The organism is Amycolatopsis sp. NPDC041971 (genome assembly GCF_055588925.1).
In genome coordinates, this window is the sequence record NZ_JBVJCE010000015.1 from 73,350 (window position 1) to 89,283 (window position 15,934).

14 protein-coding genes are annotated in these 15,934 nt (G+C 70.2%); 2 read left to right on the top strand and 12 right to left on the bottom strand.

Annotation, left to right across the window (positions count from 1 at the left end):
* Position 1 precedes the first annotated feature (1 nt).
* From ACZ6DT_RS27130 to ACZ6DT_RS27140, 3 genes are all read right to left on the bottom strand, one after another.
* On the bottom strand, positions 2-1,609 hold the full coding sequence (locus ACZ6DT_RS27130) for a DNA polymerase Y family protein (RefSeq protein WP_465600231.1): 1,608 nt from the start codon (positions 1,607-1,609) through the stop codon (positions 2-4).
* Positions 1,606-2,280, bottom strand: coding sequence for a hypothetical protein (locus tag ACZ6DT_RS27135; RefSeq protein ID WP_465600571.1), 675 nt, complete (start codon positions 2,278-2,280; stop codon positions 1,606-1,608). The genes ACZ6DT_RS27130 and ACZ6DT_RS27135 overlap by 4 nt, the downstream gene beginning before the upstream one ends.
* Before the next feature lie 408 nt (positions 2,281-2,688).
* Entirely contained in the window at positions 2,689-3,186 is a 498-nt protein-coding gene (locus tag ACZ6DT_RS27140) for a pyridoxamine 5'-phosphate oxidase family protein (protein WP_465600234.1), read from the bottom strand.
* A 182-nt stretch (positions 3,187-3,368) separates the two neighbouring features.
* Between ACZ6DT_RS27140 and ACZ6DT_RS27145 the strand changes: the two genes are divergently transcribed.
* Positions 3,369-4,073, top strand: coding sequence for an SRPBCC family protein (locus tag ACZ6DT_RS27145; RefSeq protein ID WP_465600237.1), 705 nt, complete (start codon positions 3,369-3,371; stop codon positions 4,071-4,073).
* On the opposite strand, the gene ACZ6DT_RS27150 is transcribed toward ACZ6DT_RS27145, so the two are convergent.
* From ACZ6DT_RS27150 to ACZ6DT_RS27190, 9 genes are all read right to left on the bottom strand, one after another.
* Entirely contained in the window at positions 4,070-4,831 is a 762-nt protein-coding gene (locus ACZ6DT_RS27150; protein WP_465600240.1) for a hypothetical protein, read from the bottom strand. The two genes, ACZ6DT_RS27145 and ACZ6DT_RS27150, sit on opposite strands and share 4 nt — an antisense overlap.
* A 226-nt stretch (positions 4,832-5,057) precedes the next feature.
* The gene (gene purH, locus ACZ6DT_RS27155) at positions 5,058-6,620 is read right to left on the bottom strand and encodes a bifunctional phosphoribosylaminoimidazolecarboxamide formyltransferase/IMP cyclohydrolase (RefSeq protein ID WP_465600243.1); all 1,563 of its coding nucleotides are present in this window, start codon (positions 6,618-6,620) and stop codon (positions 5,058-5,060) included.
* Complete coding sequence (purN, locus tag ACZ6DT_RS27160) at positions 6,617-7,234, bottom strand: phosphoribosylglycinamide formyltransferase (protein ID WP_465600246.1); 618 nt, start codon at positions 7,232-7,234, stop codon at positions 6,617-6,619. Before purN ends, purH begins: the two co-directional genes overlap by 4 nt.
* A 76-nt stretch (positions 7,235-7,310) precedes the next feature.
* Positions 7,311-8,756 (bottom strand): cell division protein PerM, encoded by a 1,446-nt coding sequence (locus ACZ6DT_RS27165; RefSeq protein ID WP_465600248.1) that lies wholly within the window; start codon positions 8,754-8,756, stop codon positions 7,311-7,313.
* Positions 8,757-8,898: 142 nt separating this feature from the next.
* Positions 8,899-9,741 carry a DUF5336 domain-containing protein gene (locus ACZ6DT_RS27170; RefSeq protein ID WP_465600250.1) on the bottom strand — a complete coding sequence of 281 codons (843 nt, stop codon included), beginning with the start codon at positions 9,739-9,741 and terminating at the stop codon, positions 8,899-8,901.
* 346 nt (positions 9,742-10,087) lie between these two features.
* A complete protein-coding gene (sucD, locus tag ACZ6DT_RS27175; RefSeq protein ID WP_465600253.1) occupies positions 10,088-10,975 on the bottom strand; it encodes a succinate--CoA ligase subunit alpha in 888 nt (295 codons plus the stop codon).
* A gap of 1 nt (position 10,976) precedes the next feature.
* Positions 10,977-12,146 (bottom strand): ADP-forming succinate--CoA ligase subunit beta, encoded by a 1,170-nt coding sequence (gene sucC, locus ACZ6DT_RS27180; protein WP_125796400.1) that lies wholly within the window; start codon positions 12,144-12,146, stop codon positions 10,977-10,979.
* 117 nt (positions 12,147-12,263) lie between these two features.
* Positions 12,264-12,623: a hypothetical protein gene (locus ACZ6DT_RS27185; protein ID WP_465600256.1), complete on the bottom strand. Its 360-nt coding sequence runs from the start codon at positions 12,621-12,623 to the stop codon at positions 12,264-12,266.
* Positions 12,620-14,533: a hypothetical protein gene (locus ACZ6DT_RS27190; protein ID WP_465600259.1), complete on the bottom strand. Its 1,914-nt coding sequence runs from the start codon at positions 14,531-14,533 to the stop codon at positions 12,620-12,622. Before ACZ6DT_RS27190 ends, ACZ6DT_RS27185 begins: the two co-directional genes overlap by 4 nt.
* A 619-nt stretch (positions 14,534-15,152) precedes the next feature.
* Here ACZ6DT_RS27190 and ACZ6DT_RS27195 point away from each other — a divergent pair.
* Entirely contained in the window at positions 15,153-15,839 is a 687-nt protein-coding gene (locus tag ACZ6DT_RS27195; protein ID WP_465600262.1) for a M23 family metallopeptidase, read from the top strand.
* The last annotated feature ends 95 nt before the right edge of the window (positions 15,840-15,934 follow it).

A 15,934-nucleotide genomic window follows, 5' to 3' on the forward strand; every position in this document is an offset into this window, starting at 1 on the left:
TTCAGTCGTACTTCCCTTCCAGTGTCCACATCGGATTCTTGTGGTGTTCGAAGCGGAGCAGCACCGCTTCCTCTGCGTCGGCCCCGTCGGCCAGCAGCACCTGCAACCGCATCCGGGTTCCCGACCGCGCGTGCCCCGCCCCGGCCCGGACGCCGACGAACCACGGCCCCGCCCAGGCGAGGACCTCGCGTTGCTCACCCTCGAAGCTCACGAGGAACGGCACGGCGCTGACCCGGCGCCGCGCGGTGATCTCCACGGCGCGCCCGTTCTCGTCCAGTACCTGAGCGGAAACCGGCGGCACGAACACCGTGGCCGGAGAAGGTGACGGGAGCCTCCCGGCCCAGTTCGCGTCCGCCTGCGCCGACTTCTCCCGCCTGTCGCCCCACGGCACCAGCCGGACACGCTCGGCGGGAGCTCGGCCGCCGTCGAGCACCGCGGTGAAGACGCTCTCCGGGCCGAGCAGTCCCTGCACCCGCACCAGCGCGCGGCCGGCACGTTCACCGGACAGGCCTTCGTCCTCTGTGGACGGACGCAGCACGCCCGCCGCGCCCGCCTGCCACAACCCGAGCTGCAGCGACCGGCCTTCGACGGTCTCCTCCGGCTCCAGCCGCAGCCGCACCACCCCGGAATGGGGGCGGTCCTTGGCTTTCAGCCAGCCTTCGAACTGCCAGCGCACCCTGTCCGCGACACCGAGCGGGGTCAGCGGTTCGGCGCACCGCCACACCCGGCCGAGTTGTTCCCCGGTCTCGGTGATGGCGTAGATGCCGAGCCGGGTGCAGGCCAGCCCGTGTGCGGCGAGCCCGGCGTGGAAGCGTTCGCCGAGTCCTTTCGCCACGAACGCGGCGGCGTCGACCCGGTCGATCGGCGGGTCGAACGCCTTCGCGAGCGAGAGTTCCGGCGGCGGACGGCGGCGTGACGGCGGACGTTCGGACCGTCCTCGTGCCAGCCGGTGCGCGAGCACACCCTCTGTTCCGAAACGCGCGGAGACGTCGCTTTCTTCAAGCGCCGCGAAGGCGCCCAGCGTGCGAAGGCCGAGCTGCTTGAGCAAGGTGACCAGCTCGGTCCGGCCCGCTTCGGGCTGGTCGAGTTCGCGGATGGGCAGCGGCGCCAGGAATTCCGCCGTCTTACCGGGCTCCACCAGCGTCGAACGACGGGCGGCGAGCGTCGCGGCGAACAGGCCGTCGGCGACGCCGACCTGGCTTTCCACCCCCGCCGCCACGGACACCTCGTCCACCAGCCGTTCCAGGAGACCGTGCTCACCGCCGAAGTAACCGGCCGCGCCGTCGACCGGAACGGCGACGACCCCGGGGCGCACCACCTCGACGCCGACGGCCAGCTCCTCCACCGCCCGTGCGACGGACTCGAAGAGCCGGGCGTCACGGCCGTCGTCCTCACCGAAGACCGCCAGATCCGGGCAACAGGACTGGGCCTCGCGCCGCCGCATCCCGCGGCGGACCCCGTATCCCCTGGCCACCGCGGTGCACGCGACCACGCGGTTCGCCGAGAAGACCGCGGCCGGGCGGCCGACGGGTTCGCCCGCGACGGCCGCGGCGGCGACCGCCGGCCAGTCCGGGCACCACAGCACCAGCATGCGCACAGGTGGGTTCATGCCGTCCCCCACCTGGTCGCGGGGAAATCGGCTCGCTCGACTTCGCCCTCGCCGGGAAAGCGCAGCAAGGCCGACATCGGCCGGGCGGCCGCGCCCCGGCCACCGGCCCGCACCTCGACCTCACGGGCGCGCAGATGACCCGCGCCACCTCCCTCGAAGCCCGTCCAGCGCGAGCGACGGCAACTCAACTCGACCTCCGCACCGGGCCAGGAACCCAGCGAAAGCAGGACCGAACCACGATTACGCGCGCGGGCGGACAGCCGCCTCGCCACGTCGGGCCGGGCCGGGCCCGGACCGACGACCACGAGATCGAAGCCGTCGAGCAGAGCCGCGGTCACCGCCGGGAACTCGGCACCGGGACGGGGGACCAGCGCCAGCCTGCCCACCTCGACCCCGAGTTCCGCGGCGGCGACCACCCCGAGCGCGGGCAGGCCGACCGCGACCGCCCACGCACCGCCGGCGGTCGCGGCGGCCAGCAGGGTGAGCATCAGTGACGTGGACCCCAGCACCGAAACGGTGCTCCCGCGCCGGAGCCCCGCGGCGGGCAGCAGACCGGACAACGCCGGGGACACCGGGAGCACCCTTCCCGTCGTCCTCGCGTGTTCGGCCGCGGAAGCCACGCCACTGGCCGTGCTCACTCCTGGCAAAGCCGCCAGCCTCGCCAACGGCAAGGCCCGTGCCTCGACCACCTCCGCTGTCAACGGACCCGCCTCCCCACGACATCTGGACCGTCCTTTGTGGACGGCGCCGGACGCGCCGCGGGGAAGGCGGCACTTCGAACGCTTGTTCGATGGCTCCAGTAGACCGGGTGGCACAGCGGTTGTCAAGCGAGCCGGGAACGATCACCGGACCTGCCCCGTCCGGGGCCGGGAACCTAGTGGTACACGGCTGGAAACTCGCCACGCTCAAGGTTGCGAAGGCGGCTTTCGCGAGTGGCGGATCGGGTACCGGTCAGCGTCCCCAATGTCGCATCAGGGACATCAGGGACATTAGGGACATCGGACCGGCAGCGGCGAACCCACGTCACAAGGAACGCGCCGAGAACACGAAGGCGTGTTCATCGACAGGCGCGGAAGGGTTCAGGCACTCTGACGCGCTGCCTGCCGTCGCAGGAGCTCTTCGACGGCGGAGGGCAGGGTGGTCTCGAAGTCGATGAGCTTGACCCAGGTCGGTGTCACGACGACGCGGACCATGCTGTCGTAGAGCGACCGCACGTTTTCCTCCCACTCGACCCGCTGCTCGGGCGGCATTTCATAGGTGCCGTTCCACTGCAGGTACTCGTCGGGGATGCCGTCGACGTGGTCCAGTTCGACGGTGCCGCGGATGAGCAGGATCTTCGGCGGGTGGGATTCGGTGTCGATCGTCAGCGCGACGGCGGGATCGCGACGAAGCGCCGGCAACTTCTGCGCGTTCGTCGGGGTGCACAGGACGATCTCCTTGCCGTTCCAGTGGATGCCGATCGGGATCGACCGCGGCGTGCCGTCGAGCGCGGTGTAGGCCAGCCGGGCCAGGTCACGAGCCAGGAGCTCCTGGCTGAGGGGGCGGTTCAGGATCTCGTCGATCGTGCTCTGCTGCATGTCGCTCTCCTCGGGTCGCCGCCTTCGCGGACACGCCAGGGACGCCGCCGTCCCCCAGATCTCGACCTCCTCCGAATGTGACCTGCGCCACGTCGCCTTTAGCGGGCTAAACGCGATCTGTTTGTCGAAACGGCCCCCGGCCAGGCGTCGCTCTCATGAAGGCATACGAGAGAGGAACAGTCATGGCGAAGGAATCCGAGGTCCGCTTCGAGGGCTTCCTGTCCACGACACCCGCCGACACCTGGGCCGCGATCACCACGGGCAGCGGCGGCTGGCTCTGGCCGATCCGGTACGAACCCCGCGACGGTGGTGCCGAGTCCGGCCTCACCCCCAACGGCGGCATGGTGACCGTCTGGAAGCCGTCACAGCACTTCGTCACCTACGCCGAAGACGAGCACGGCTGGTTCAACACGCTCGAGTACGTCCTCGAGCCGAAGGACGGCGGCACGTACCTGCGCTATGAGCACACCACGATCCTCGACGACTGGGACGTCGAATACGACGCGTGCGAGCAGCACACGTCGTTTTACTTCCACTCGTTGGACGAGTACTTGACGCACTTCAACCGGCGCCAGGCGAAGTACTTCAAGACCGACGCGCCCGAAGCGTCCACGGCTCCGGAAGCGTTCGAAGCCGTGCGGGCGGCCATCGGTGCGACGGCCGTCGGCGACCGGGTGCGCCTCGAAGTCCTCGGCGTCGAAGGGGTCGTCGACTACCTGACACCGGTCTTCATCGGCGTCCGGACCGAAGACGCGTTGTACCGCTTCTACGGCCGGAACGTCTGGGGCCGGCCTGTCGGCATCGGACACCATCTGTTCGCCGAAGACGCCGACGCGGACAAGGCCGAGAAGGCGTGGACAGCCTGGCTCAACGGGCTGTACGGCTAGCGGGGCAGGTTCTTCGCGATCTCGGTGCCGACGGACTTCGCCGCTTCGGCGGACTCCGCCGGCGGGATCGGCGAGTTCGTGAAGAACCCCTTGTCCCAGCCCTTGTAGGTGACGATGACGACGTACACGCCCTGGGTGTACCGGAGCTCGGCGCCGCTGAAGGCGCTGTCGGTGTCCAAGGTGACGAGGACCGCCTTCTCCCCGATGCCCTGCACCTGCTGCTGACGCTCGGACGGCGCGGCCGACCCGGCGGAGGACTCCGCCGCGCGCTTCTCGGCGTCCGGCCCCTCGTGGCGGTACACCATGATCTGGAGGGAACGGTCGTGGACGTTGTCGCTCTCCGGCGGCCGCCAGGAGCAGCCGTACTGCTTGATGACGGTCTTGCCCGCTTTGATCTCGTTCTCGCGGACGCCTTGGAAGCTGGTGGTGACCGTCTTGTTCAGGACCTCCGGGGAGACCTGGCACTCGGCGGGCGGCTGCTGCGAGACCGGCGCCTCGCCGACCGATGAGTAGTACTCCGACGCGAAGATGCCGCCGGGGATGCCCAGGCCGAGCAGGACCACGCCGCCCACGATCAGGCCGACGATCAGCCCCGTCTTTTTCTTCTTGGGCGGCTGCCCGTAGCCAGGCGGACCGTAGCCGGGAGGCGGACCGTAGCCGGGCTGGGGCGGGCCGTGACCCGGCTGCTGTCCGTAGCCCTGCCCAGGTGGCGGGCCGTAACCCGACCCCTGGCCGAACCCCTGCGGCGGCTGGTGCACCGATCCTCCCCTACCGATTCGCGTACATCCGCGTCGCGTTTAGCCCGCTGAACGCGACGCGCGCCCTGGATCGCATTTAGCGGGCTAAACGCGATCCGCGGCCAGCATGGCACGACGGCCGCGGCCGGGCACCGGGAACGCCCGCGGGCACCCCCGGATCGCGATTAGGGGGCTAAACGCAAGTCCGGGGCCGGATCGCGTTTAGCCCGCTAAAGGCGAGTCGGCCTCAGTGGGCGAAGTGGCGCGTGCCGGTGAGATACAGGGTGACCCCGGCGGCTTCGGCGGCGGCGATGACCTCGGCGTCGCGGATCGAGCCGCCCGGCTGGACGACGGCGCGGACGCCGGCCTCGAGCAGGACCTCGAGCCCGTCCGGGAACGGGAAGAAAGCGTCCGAAGCGGCGACGGACCCCTTCGCCCGGTCTCCCGCCCGCGAGACCGCGAGCCGCGAGGAGTCGACCCGGTTGACCTGGCCCATGCCGACGCCGACGGTCGCGCCGTCGTTCGCCAGCAGGATCGCGTTCGACTTCACCGCGCGCAGCGAACGCCACGCGAACTCGAGGTCGGCCAGCGTCCGCTCGTCGGCGGGCGCGCCGGTGGCCAGCGTCCAGTTCGCCGGGTCGTCGCCCTCGGCGGCGATCGTGTCGACGGTCTGCACCAGCATGCCGCCGGAGATCGGCCGGAACTCGATCGGATCCGGCGACGTGATCGCGGGCAGCTTCAGCAGCCGCACGTTCTTCTTGCGCCGCAGGATCTCCAGTGCCTCGGCGTCGAAGTCCGGCGCCAGGACGACCTCGGTGAACACCTCGGAGATCTGCTCGGCGGCCTCGCGGCTCACCGGCCGGTTGGTCGCGATCACCCCGCCGTAGGCCGAAACCGGGTCGCACGCGTGTGCCTTCCGGTGCGCCTCGGCGATGTCCTCACCGACGGCGATCCCACACGGGTTGGCGTGCTTGATGATCGCGACGGCCGGAGCGTCGAAGTCGTAGGCGGCGCGGCGCGCGGCATCGGTGTCGACGTAGTTGTTGTACGACATGGCCTTGCCGTGCAGCTGTTCCGCGTGCGCGAGACCGGGCCGCGAGTGCTTGTACAGCGCGGCCTTCTGGTGCGGGTTCTCGCCGTAGCGCAGCACGTCGCCGCGTTCCCACGAAGCACCGGTGAAGTCCGGGAAGCCGGAGTCGTCCGCGGGCGCGTAGACGTTGGCGAACCACGAGGCGACGGCGGTGTCGTACGCCGCCGTGTGCGCGTAGGCCCGCGCGGCGAGCCGCTTGCGATCGGCAGGCTCGAAACCACCGGCGGCGACGCGCTCCAGCACCCACTCGTAGCGGGAGGGGTCGACCACGACGGCGACGCTGTTGTGGTTCTTCGCCGCGGCACGCACCATCGCCGGGCCACCGATGTCGATGTTCTCGACACAGTCCTCCGGGCTCGCGCCCGAGGCGACGGTCTGTGTGAACGGGTACAGGTTGACCACGAGCAGGTCGAACGGCGCGATGTCGAGCTGCTTGAGCTGCTCGACGTGCTCCGGGCGGTCGCGGTCGGCCAGCAGGCCCGCGTGCACACGCGGGTGCAGCGTCTTGACCCGGCCGTCGAGGGACTCCGGGAACCCGGTGACCTGCTCGACCGGCGTCACCGGCACCCCGGCGTTCGCGATGACCTTCGCCGTCCCGCCGGTCGACACGATCTCGACACCGGCCGCGTGCAGCCCGGTGGCGAGTTCGAGCAGACCAGCCTTGTCGGAGACGCCGATCAGCGCGCGCCGGACGGGACGCTGTCCCTGTGCGGTACTCACGAAAACCTCACCTTTCGTCCCTCGACCGCGCACCCGCTCCGGCCGAGCTTTTCGATCGTTTCCACCAGGAGCCTGCGTTCCACGGCCTTGATCCGCTCGTGCAGGACGTCTTCGTCGTCGTCGGGCTCCACGATCACCGGCTCCTGCGCGATGATCGGCCCGGTGTCGACTCCGGCGTCGACGAAATGCACAGTCGAGCCGGTGACCTTGACGGCCATCGCCAGCGCGTCGGCCACGGCGTGCGCGCCGGGGAACGACGGCAGCAACGCCGGATGCGTGTTGATCACGCGGCCGGGGAACCGCGCGAGGAATTCGGCGCCGAGGATCTTCATGAACCCCGCCGAGACGACCAGGTCCGGCCGGTAGGCGGCGACGGCTTCGGTGATCGCCTCGTCCCACGCCGCGCGGTCCGGATGGTCGGCCATCCGCACGGTGAACGACGGCACGCCCGCGCGTTCGGCCCGGGTGAGCGCCTCGATCCCGGCGCGGTCCGCTCCGACGGCGACCACCTTCGCGGGGAAGTTCGGTTTCTCGACCGCGTCGAGCACGGCCTGCAGCAGCGTGCCGGAACCGGACGCGAGGACGACGAGCTTCACCGGAGTGGGCAGGTCCAACCGACTAGCCAGAACGGGCTCCTTGCCACGGCGGTACGCACTCGGGCGTACGGCGCTTCACCTGGTCGCGACAACCCTAACGGTCGTCGCCGGGGGCGCCTGCGTCGCCGGACCCGTCGGTGGACTCGGTCACAACGATGTCCTGCTCGGACTCTGGTTCCGGCTCGGTTTCGGGCTCGGGTTCCACCGGGGTCTCGTCGGCGCCCTCCGCCGATTCTTCGGCCTCGTCGCCCGCTTCGGCTTCGGTTTCCTCTGCCGGTTCGTCGTCTTCGGGCTCGACGGCTTCTTCTTCTACTTCGGTGATGTCCTCGGGTTCACCCGGCGGTTCGGGAGCCTCGTGCGGTCCGGCGAAGAACGCGACGAACCCGCCGGGGACGACGATCCAGCAGAACGCGATCACCGACGCGACCCCGACCGGCACGCTGACCGGGTCGAACGGTCCGTCGCCGAGCCTTCCGCCGGAGAGGGTCCCGAGGATGACGCAGCCGAACGCGACGAGGGCGCCCGCGACGGCGACCGCCCGCATCCGCAGCATCGGGTCCTCGTCGATCGCGCGGATCCGCCAGCCGACCAACGCGCCGACCAGCGCGGGCAGGAGCAGCAACGCCGGCCACCAGACCGCGTGGTGCGACGGGATCCCCGCCAGCAGCGGCACCCCTGGCAGCTTGCCTTCCTGGTAGCCGAACATGCCGACGGTCAGCGAACCGACCGAGAAACCCGGTCCGGTGGTGAACGACAGCGCGGTGACGACCGCGTTCGGCAGGTAGGCAACGGAGAGCACGAACATGCCGAAGCTCACGCCGAAGCCCGGCTCGAACAGACTGTCCACAGTGGACCAAGAAAGCGCGGTGGCCGCGGTGAACACCATCGCGCCACAAGCGATCAACGCGGCGAGACCGAGCGCTCCCGCCCGCAGGCCGTGGACGGCGACCGGGTCGAACCGGTCCCGCACCGCGGCCGCGAGCCCGCAGACCTTGGCGATTCCCGCGACGGCGGCGAGTCCGGCGAGGAGCCCCGGCACGCAGAAGGCGGTCAGCGGGTTCACCCCGATCGGTGATCCGCCCGCCATCAGGGCGATGAGCACACCGAACAGCGCGTGCGCCCCGACTGTCACCGTCACCACCGGGACGGCGTCCGCCGGGGTCCGGCCGCCGAGACGACGGGCGGCACGCGCGGCCGTCCTCGCGGCGAGCCACCCGACGACGAGTGTCGGCAGCAGCGGCAGTACGCCGAGCGGATGACCGTCGAGTTCGAGTTCCACCTGCCACGAAGCGAGCCAGCCCGGACCGGCGGCGAGCAGCGCTCCGGTGGCGGAGAACCGTGACCGGTCGGCGGCGAACGACACCATGGCGAGAACGGCCGCGACGGCGGTATAGGAGGAAAGCAAAGGGAGGCAGGCCACGGCGAGCAACACACGAACCCGCTTCGCCCTGGACACCTCCGGCTCGGGGACGAGGTCGCTCACCGGCTCTTCGCCCGGCGGGCGTTCGGCGCGGGTGAGCAGCTTCATGATCCGCACCATGACATCCGGACTGGGCCGTCCGGGTGAGGCACGCCGCCGCCGGACAGCGCACGTGGCCCAACCCACCCGGTCGGGTCACCCGGAAAAACGAAACACCCGCTGTGACACGGAGAGTCACAGCGGGTGTTTCGCGTTCGGAAGATCAGCTCTGCTGGCCGAAACCGCCGGGCGGTGTACCCGGGTTCTGACCCGACTCCGACGAGGAGGACGGCGGCTGCTGGAAGAACTGGCCCTGCTGCGGCGCGTACGTCGTGGCCTGCTGACCCGGCGGCTGCGTGACCGGCGGCTGGAACCCGCCCGGCTGCGAGAACGGACCGGACGGCTCGCCCTGCTGCTGACCCTGCTGACCCTGCTGGCCCGCGCCGGGGAACGACTGGACCTGGGTGGCGGCGGGGCCCTGCTGACTCTGCTGGCCGAACGGACCCTGCGGACTCTGCTGCGGGAACTGCTGGCTGTACGGGGCCTGCGGTGCCTGCTGCTGCTGCGGCTTCGCGGCGGGCAGCTTGATGACGTCGTGCTCGAACAGCAGCGCGGCGACCGCGATCAGCATCTGCAGGATGCCGAGGATCAGCACCACGGTGAGGATGCCGGGGAGCGAGACCTCCGTGCGGCCCTCACCGCCGTCGACGGTCGGGTAGCCGACGATCAGGTCGAGCGCGCCGAACGCGCCGAGGACGCTGAACAGCGCGGCGAACGGCAGCGTCTTCGGACCACGCGGCAACGCGTGCAGCGCCGCGAGCAGACCGCCGACCAGGAGGAAGACCGAGACCTCCTTGGCGGCGTCGGCTTCGTCGGAGAAACCGATGAAGAACTGCACCAGGCCGAGGACGGTGACGGCGAGCGCGAGCAGCAGCGCCAGGTTCAGCGGGGCGGCCTGCGAAGGCGCCTGCTGCTGTGGAAAGGCTCCCGAGCCGGGGTGGGACTGAGGGGGTTGCTGGCCGCCACCCTGCTGGGGGTAGCCGGGCCCACCGCTGGGATAGGACATCCGAATGCTCTCCTGTCGTCGACCGGCACCCCGGGGCGCGCGGGACTCCCGGGACAAACGAGGCGGCTGTGATGCTCGAACGCTAGCGCACACGCGGTCACCCCACGCCTCGGGCTCTGAGACGTCTGTACACCCGATCAGGTTCCGTGCGGAACCCCTCCGCGACGACCGGATCGCGATTAGGGGGCTAAAGGCGACGCACCCCTCCGGATCGCGTTTAGCCCACTAAACGCGACACGGCCGCCGGATCGCGATTAGGGGGCTAAAGGCGATCCGGGCGTAAAGAGGCGGGCCGGGCACCGGTGGGGTGCCCGGCCCGCCGGGGAAAGCGTCAGTCTCCGAGGGATCAGAGGCTGTTGTACAGCTCGCGCGCCAGGACGGCGGTCTCGCTCGGGGTCTTCCCGACCTTGACGCCGGCGGCCTCGAGGGCCTCCTTCTTGGCGGCGGCCGTGCCGGAGGAGCCGGAGACGATGGCGCCGGCGTGGCCCATGGTCTTGCCCTCGGGCGCGGTGAAGCCCGCGACGTAGCCGACGACCGGCTTCGTCACGTTGTCCTTGATGTAGGCCGCGGCACGCTCTTCGGCGTCACCGCCGATCTCGCCGATCATCACGATGACCTTGGTCTCGGGGTCGGCCTCGAACGCCTCGAGGGCGTCGATGTGCGTCGTGCCGATGATCGGGTCGCCGCCGATGCCGACACCGGTCGAGAAACCGATGTCACGCAGCTCGTACATCATCTGGTAGGTCAGCGTGCCGGACTTCGACACGAGGCCGATCGGTCCGGCACCGGTGATGTCGGCCGGGATGATGCCCGCGTTCGACTTGCCGGGGCTGATCACGCCGGGGCAGTTCGGCCCGATGATGCGGGTCTTGTTGCCCGTCGCGACCGCGTGCGCCCAGAAGTAGGCCGAGTCGTGCACCGGGATGCCCTCGGTGATCACCACGGCGAGCGGGATCTCGGCGTCGATCGCCTCGATCACCGCGTCCTTGGCGAACTTCGGCGGCACGAAGATGACCGACACGTCGGCGCCGGTCTCCTTGATGGCCTCCTCGACCGTGCCGAACACGGTGAGGTCCTTGCCCTCGACCGCGACGGTCTGACCGGCCTTGCGGGCGTTGACGCCACCCACGATGTTCGTGCCGGACTTCAGCATCTTGGTCGCGTGCTTCATGCCCTCGGAGCCGGTGAGCCCCTGGACGATGACCTTGCTGTTCTCGTTGATGAAGATCGACATCTCACGCACCTGCCGCGGCGAGCTCGGCGGCCTTGTCGGCCGCGTTGTCCATTGTGTCCACCACGGTGACCAGCGGGTGGTTCGCGTCGGCGAGGATCTGGCGACCCTCGACGACGTTGTTGCCGTCCAGCCGCACGACGAGCGGCTTGGTGGCCTCGTCACCCAGGATCTTCAGCGCCTCGACGATGCCGTTCGCGACCGCGTCGCAAGCGGTGATGCCACCGAAGACGTTGACGAAGACGCTCTTCACGTCGGTGTCGTTGAGGATGACGTCCAGACCGGCCGCCATGACCTCGGCCGACGCGCCGCCACCGATGTCGAGGAAGTTGGCGGGCTTGACGCCGCCGTGCTTCTCGCCCGCGTACGCCACGACGTCCAGCGTGGACATCACGAGGCCCGCGCCGTTGCCGATGATGCCGACCTCGCCGTCGAGCTTGACGTAGTTGAGGTCCTTGGCCTTGGCCTTCGCCTCGAGCGGGTTCTCCGCGTCCTTGTCGACCAGGGCCTCGTGGCCCGGCTGACGGAAGGAGGCGTTCTCGTCGAGGGTGACCTTGCCGTCGAGGGCGATGATCTTGTCCTGCGGGTCACGGACCAGCGGGTTGACCTCGACCAGGGTCGCGTCCTCGGAGACGAAGGTCTCCCAGAGCTTCACGACGACGTCGGCGGCTTCGTCGACGACCTTCTCCGGGAACTTGCCCGCGGTCAGGATCTCGACGGCCTTCGCCTTGTCGACACCGATGATCGCGTCGACCGGGATCTTCGCGAGCGCTTCGGGACGCTCGACGGCCAGCTGCTCGATCTCCACGCCGCCTTCGGCCGAAGCCATCGCGAGGAAGGTGCGGTTCGCACGGTCCAGCAGGAAGGAGAAGTAGTACTCCTCGGCGATGTCCGAGGCTTCGGCCACCAGCACGCGACGCGTGATGTGGCCCTTGATGTCGAGACCGAGGATCGCCTCGGCCTTTTCCGCGGCCTCGTCCGGCGTCTGGGCCAGCTTGACGCCGCCGGCCTTGCCGCGGCCGCCGGTCTTGACCTGCGCCTTGATGACGACCTGGTTGCCGATCTTCTCGGCGGTGGCCTTGGCTTCTTCGGGGGTGTTTGCCACGGCACCCGGCAGAACCGGTACTCCGTGGGCGGCGAAGAGATCCCTCGCCTGGTATTCGTAGAGGTCCACTACTCCAGTCTCCTGACGACACGCCACTGTGGTGGTCCGTTTCCGGACCGCGCTGTCGGACCAGTCGAGGTTAGCGACCTGCGCAGAAGCCGGGCACTCCGCACCTGGTGAAGTCGGTCACCGTACGCGGTCAGACGGTGTTTCCACGGTGTGAGACCGCACACCGGAGACCCAGTTCGCCGCCTCTTCCAGGCTTTCGAAGGCGTTTTCGAACCCGCTCGGGCCGTTACCGACCGCGAAGAGGAGAACGCCGGGAAGCGTTTCGGCGAGCCCTTCCGGTTCGCTCGCACCGCGAAAGACGCCGAGGATGTCCGGATCCTCCTGTTCGACCGTCCGGACCAGTTGTTCGACGGTGTCGAGACGTCCGGCGTAGACGACCTCCGCGCCGTCGTCGCGCAGCGCCCGCCCGAGCGCGACCGCCGAACCGTCCGCGACCTCGAACTCGGCCAGCACGACCCGAAGGAGACGGCGCCTCATCCGGTCCGCCGCGCACCCGCGACGGCCATCCCGGCCGCGACGAGGGAGACGAGGACGCCGCCCAGCGCGAGCCAGAACCCGATCCCCGCCGACGAGCCGTCGTATTCCGAGCCGACGAGCGGCAGTTCCGCCGCACGCAAGCCGAGTATCAGCGCGGCACCGGCCAGTGCGGACGCCGCCGCGACCGGCCGCGAGCGCACGACGAGCGCGTACAGGCCTAACAAGACCGCGAGCGCGCCGAGCAGACCCCATGAGGCCGCGCCGAAGTTCGACCACAGACCAGAAGCGGTGTAGCCCGGCGCGGTGAACACCGGGGTGCCGAACGCGGCGATCGCCAGTACCGCCGCCGCGACGACCGGGGTCAGCACCGTGCCGTTCGCCCGCGAACCGTCCAACCCGCTGTCCGTCGCGACAACGGCGGTGTCATCGGCGTCATCGGTGTCGTCGGTGTCATCGGTGTCATCGGTGTCGTCGGTGTCGTCGGTGTCAGCAGCGACGTCGCGTTCCACCACGCCGGTGATCACCGCCGCGAGCGCGGCCACGGCCGCCAGCACGAGCGCGATGAACGTCCACGTGACGCCGGGGCCCGCCGAGAAGCCGATCTTGTCCGGCAACGGCACCGGAAGGTCGACCCCGAACAGGGCCGGGTCCACCGCCTTGTCCTCGGTCACGGACAAGGCCGCGCTCAGCACGCCCGCGCCCGCGAGGACGACACCCACCCACGTCGCCGCGACGATTCCCCTGGCGAACGCCGAGAGCCGGGGCACGAAGACGAACAGCGCGGGCACGGCGAGCACGACGGCGGCGCCGAGCAGCAGCCAGCGCGACGGCGTCTCGGGGACGGGCGTCGCACCGTTGGCCTTCAGGACCGGGGACAGCGCACCCGCGGCGGCGGCCGCGGCGGCAAGCAACCCCAGGCCACCGGTGGCCAGCCGCCACCAGAACAGCCCGGGCAGCCTGGCCTCGCCGGCGAGGTCACCGGTGACGGTCTCGCCCGCCTCCGCGACGTCGAACCTGGTGAAGGCTAGTCCGACCAGCGCCAGACCCGCGACGGTCACCACCACCGAACCCGGCGCGACCGAGAGCCGGTCCACGACCAGCCCCGCCACCACCGCCGGGACCCCGACCGCGAGCGCCGCCAGCCCGGCTCCGGCGAACCCGCCCTTGCCGACTCCGGCCGAAGGCGAATTCACCGCCACGAGCACGGTCAACGGAAGCATCGCCGCGAGCAGCAGGCACCCGGCCATCGCGACCGTCGGACCCTCGAAGGCGTTCTTGGCCAGGAGATACGCGTTGCCCGAGCCGAGGGGTGCGAGCAGCAGGCCGAGTGCACCGGCCACGCCGAGCACGGGCCCGAGCAGCCGCCAGCGACGCCGCCCGTCGAGTTCACCCGCCAGTTCCGCCTCGTCCCGGGCGGTCCCGGCCGCGAACGCCCCGGCGGCGAGGGTGAGCAAGTGGCCCACCACCAGCGGCCACAGCCCCGGCCCGGCCGGAGGCAGCGCGAGCAGCCTGTCGGCGAGGAACAGTTCCGGACGCGCGGCGAGGGATCCGTCCGCGAGCAACTGCAGGTCGAGCAGCAGCCGCCCGGGCGCGAGCGCGGTGAGCCCGAGTACCAACCCGGCCGTGAGCCCGGTGCGCCCGGTGAACAGCGCGTAGAGCACGGCCACCGCGGGCGCCAAGGCCAGCACGACCAGCAGGGGACCGGCGGTGAAACCAGGCGAACCACCCTGGATGACGGGCAGCGACGCGCCGGCGGCCAGTGCGACCGCCCCGGCCGACACCAGCCCCGCCGACAGCAGGAGCCCTCGCGAGCGGGAGCCCGGTTCGCTCCGGAGAAGTTCGGCGGACGCGGTACCGGGGACGGCTTGCCCGGCGGAGCCGCCGCCAGGGTGCCGTGAGCGCGAAGTCATCGACGGCGACGCTAGCAAGCCGGGGTCGGCGGGGCCCGGCAGCAGGGGCGCCGCAGGTCTCACCGGCGCTCAGCCAGGCACTGAAGAGTCGCTGACGATGCGCGGAAGAGGCGTGTAAGACAGGCCAGTCGGGGTAAACCTCCTTCAACACGGTCGGGCAACCACTTATTTCCCTCGTTTGCCTCCCTTCCGGCCCTTCGGTACCCCCGAATGGCCCTGTGATCTTGTAACGCAAGTCACAGATTGGTGAGTAAACCTGGTTTAACTTTGGGTAATCCCCACTGGACAACGGCCAGATCGCCGTAGCCCGATCGGCCGAGAGCGCCGCCAGATCTTGCTGTTCGGGGTGCCGCTTCGTTACTGTCCCGGGGTCCCCATTACAGTCAGATCACGAATGAGAGCACCGAACGAACCACCCCCGAGGTCGTTCACCGGGTTCCCCCGCCCGGGCTCTTGATCCGACTCCCCGAACATGGAAGGCCCCGTCTTGGCTTCACACCGCTCCCCCGGCGGCCAAGCTCCTTCCCCGGCGCTCGAGAACGCACTCGATGGTGCGGTCGTTCGCGTCCGGGGCTCGCACCGCCTGTCGCCCCCGTCCTCGGCCCTTCGCGGTCGTGTCGTGGTCGCAGCCGTCGCTGCCGGCGCCTTCGCGGCCGCCGCTGCCGGGCAGACCCTGAAGTCCGTTTCGGAATCCTCCGACGCCGCCGTCACCCCGCTGGCCAGCACCCAGGACGCGAGCGCCTCGTTCGCCCTCGGCGGCGGAGCCGGTGGTGGCGCCCCCGAGCTGCTGCCGACGAGCCAGTCGACGAACGCCTCCGCCGAAGCCCAGAAGCTCTCGGAGAACAACAGCATCACCCAGGCCCGCGTGAAGCGTGAGGCCGAAGCGGCCCGCAAGGCCGAAGAAGAGGCCAAGCGCCCCAAGACCTGTATGCCGACCAAGGGCACCTTCACCTCGGGCTTCGGTGCCCGGTGGGGTACGAGCCACCTCGGCATCGACATCGCGGCCCCGATCGGCACCCCGATCGTCGCGGCCTCCGACGGCACGGTCATCGAAGCGGGCCCCGCCAGCGGTTTCGGCCTCTGGGTCAAGGTCCAGCTTCCCGACGGTACCGTCCACGTCTACGGCCACATGAACTCGTTCTCCGTCCGCGAAGGCCAGAAGGTCAAGTGCGGCGAGGAGATCGCCGAGGTCGGCAACCGTGGCCAGAGCACCGGCCCGCACCTGCACTTCGAGGTGTGGCAGAACGGCACGAAGAAGATCGACCCGCGCCCGTGGCTCTCCGCCCGCGGTGTCAGCGTCGGCTGATCGGCGCGCGACTCTTCTTTCGACACAGCACCTATTCGCCACATCGGTGACCCCGCCCGCAGCAAGGGCGCGCCGGGCAACGACGCTCTGGCGCG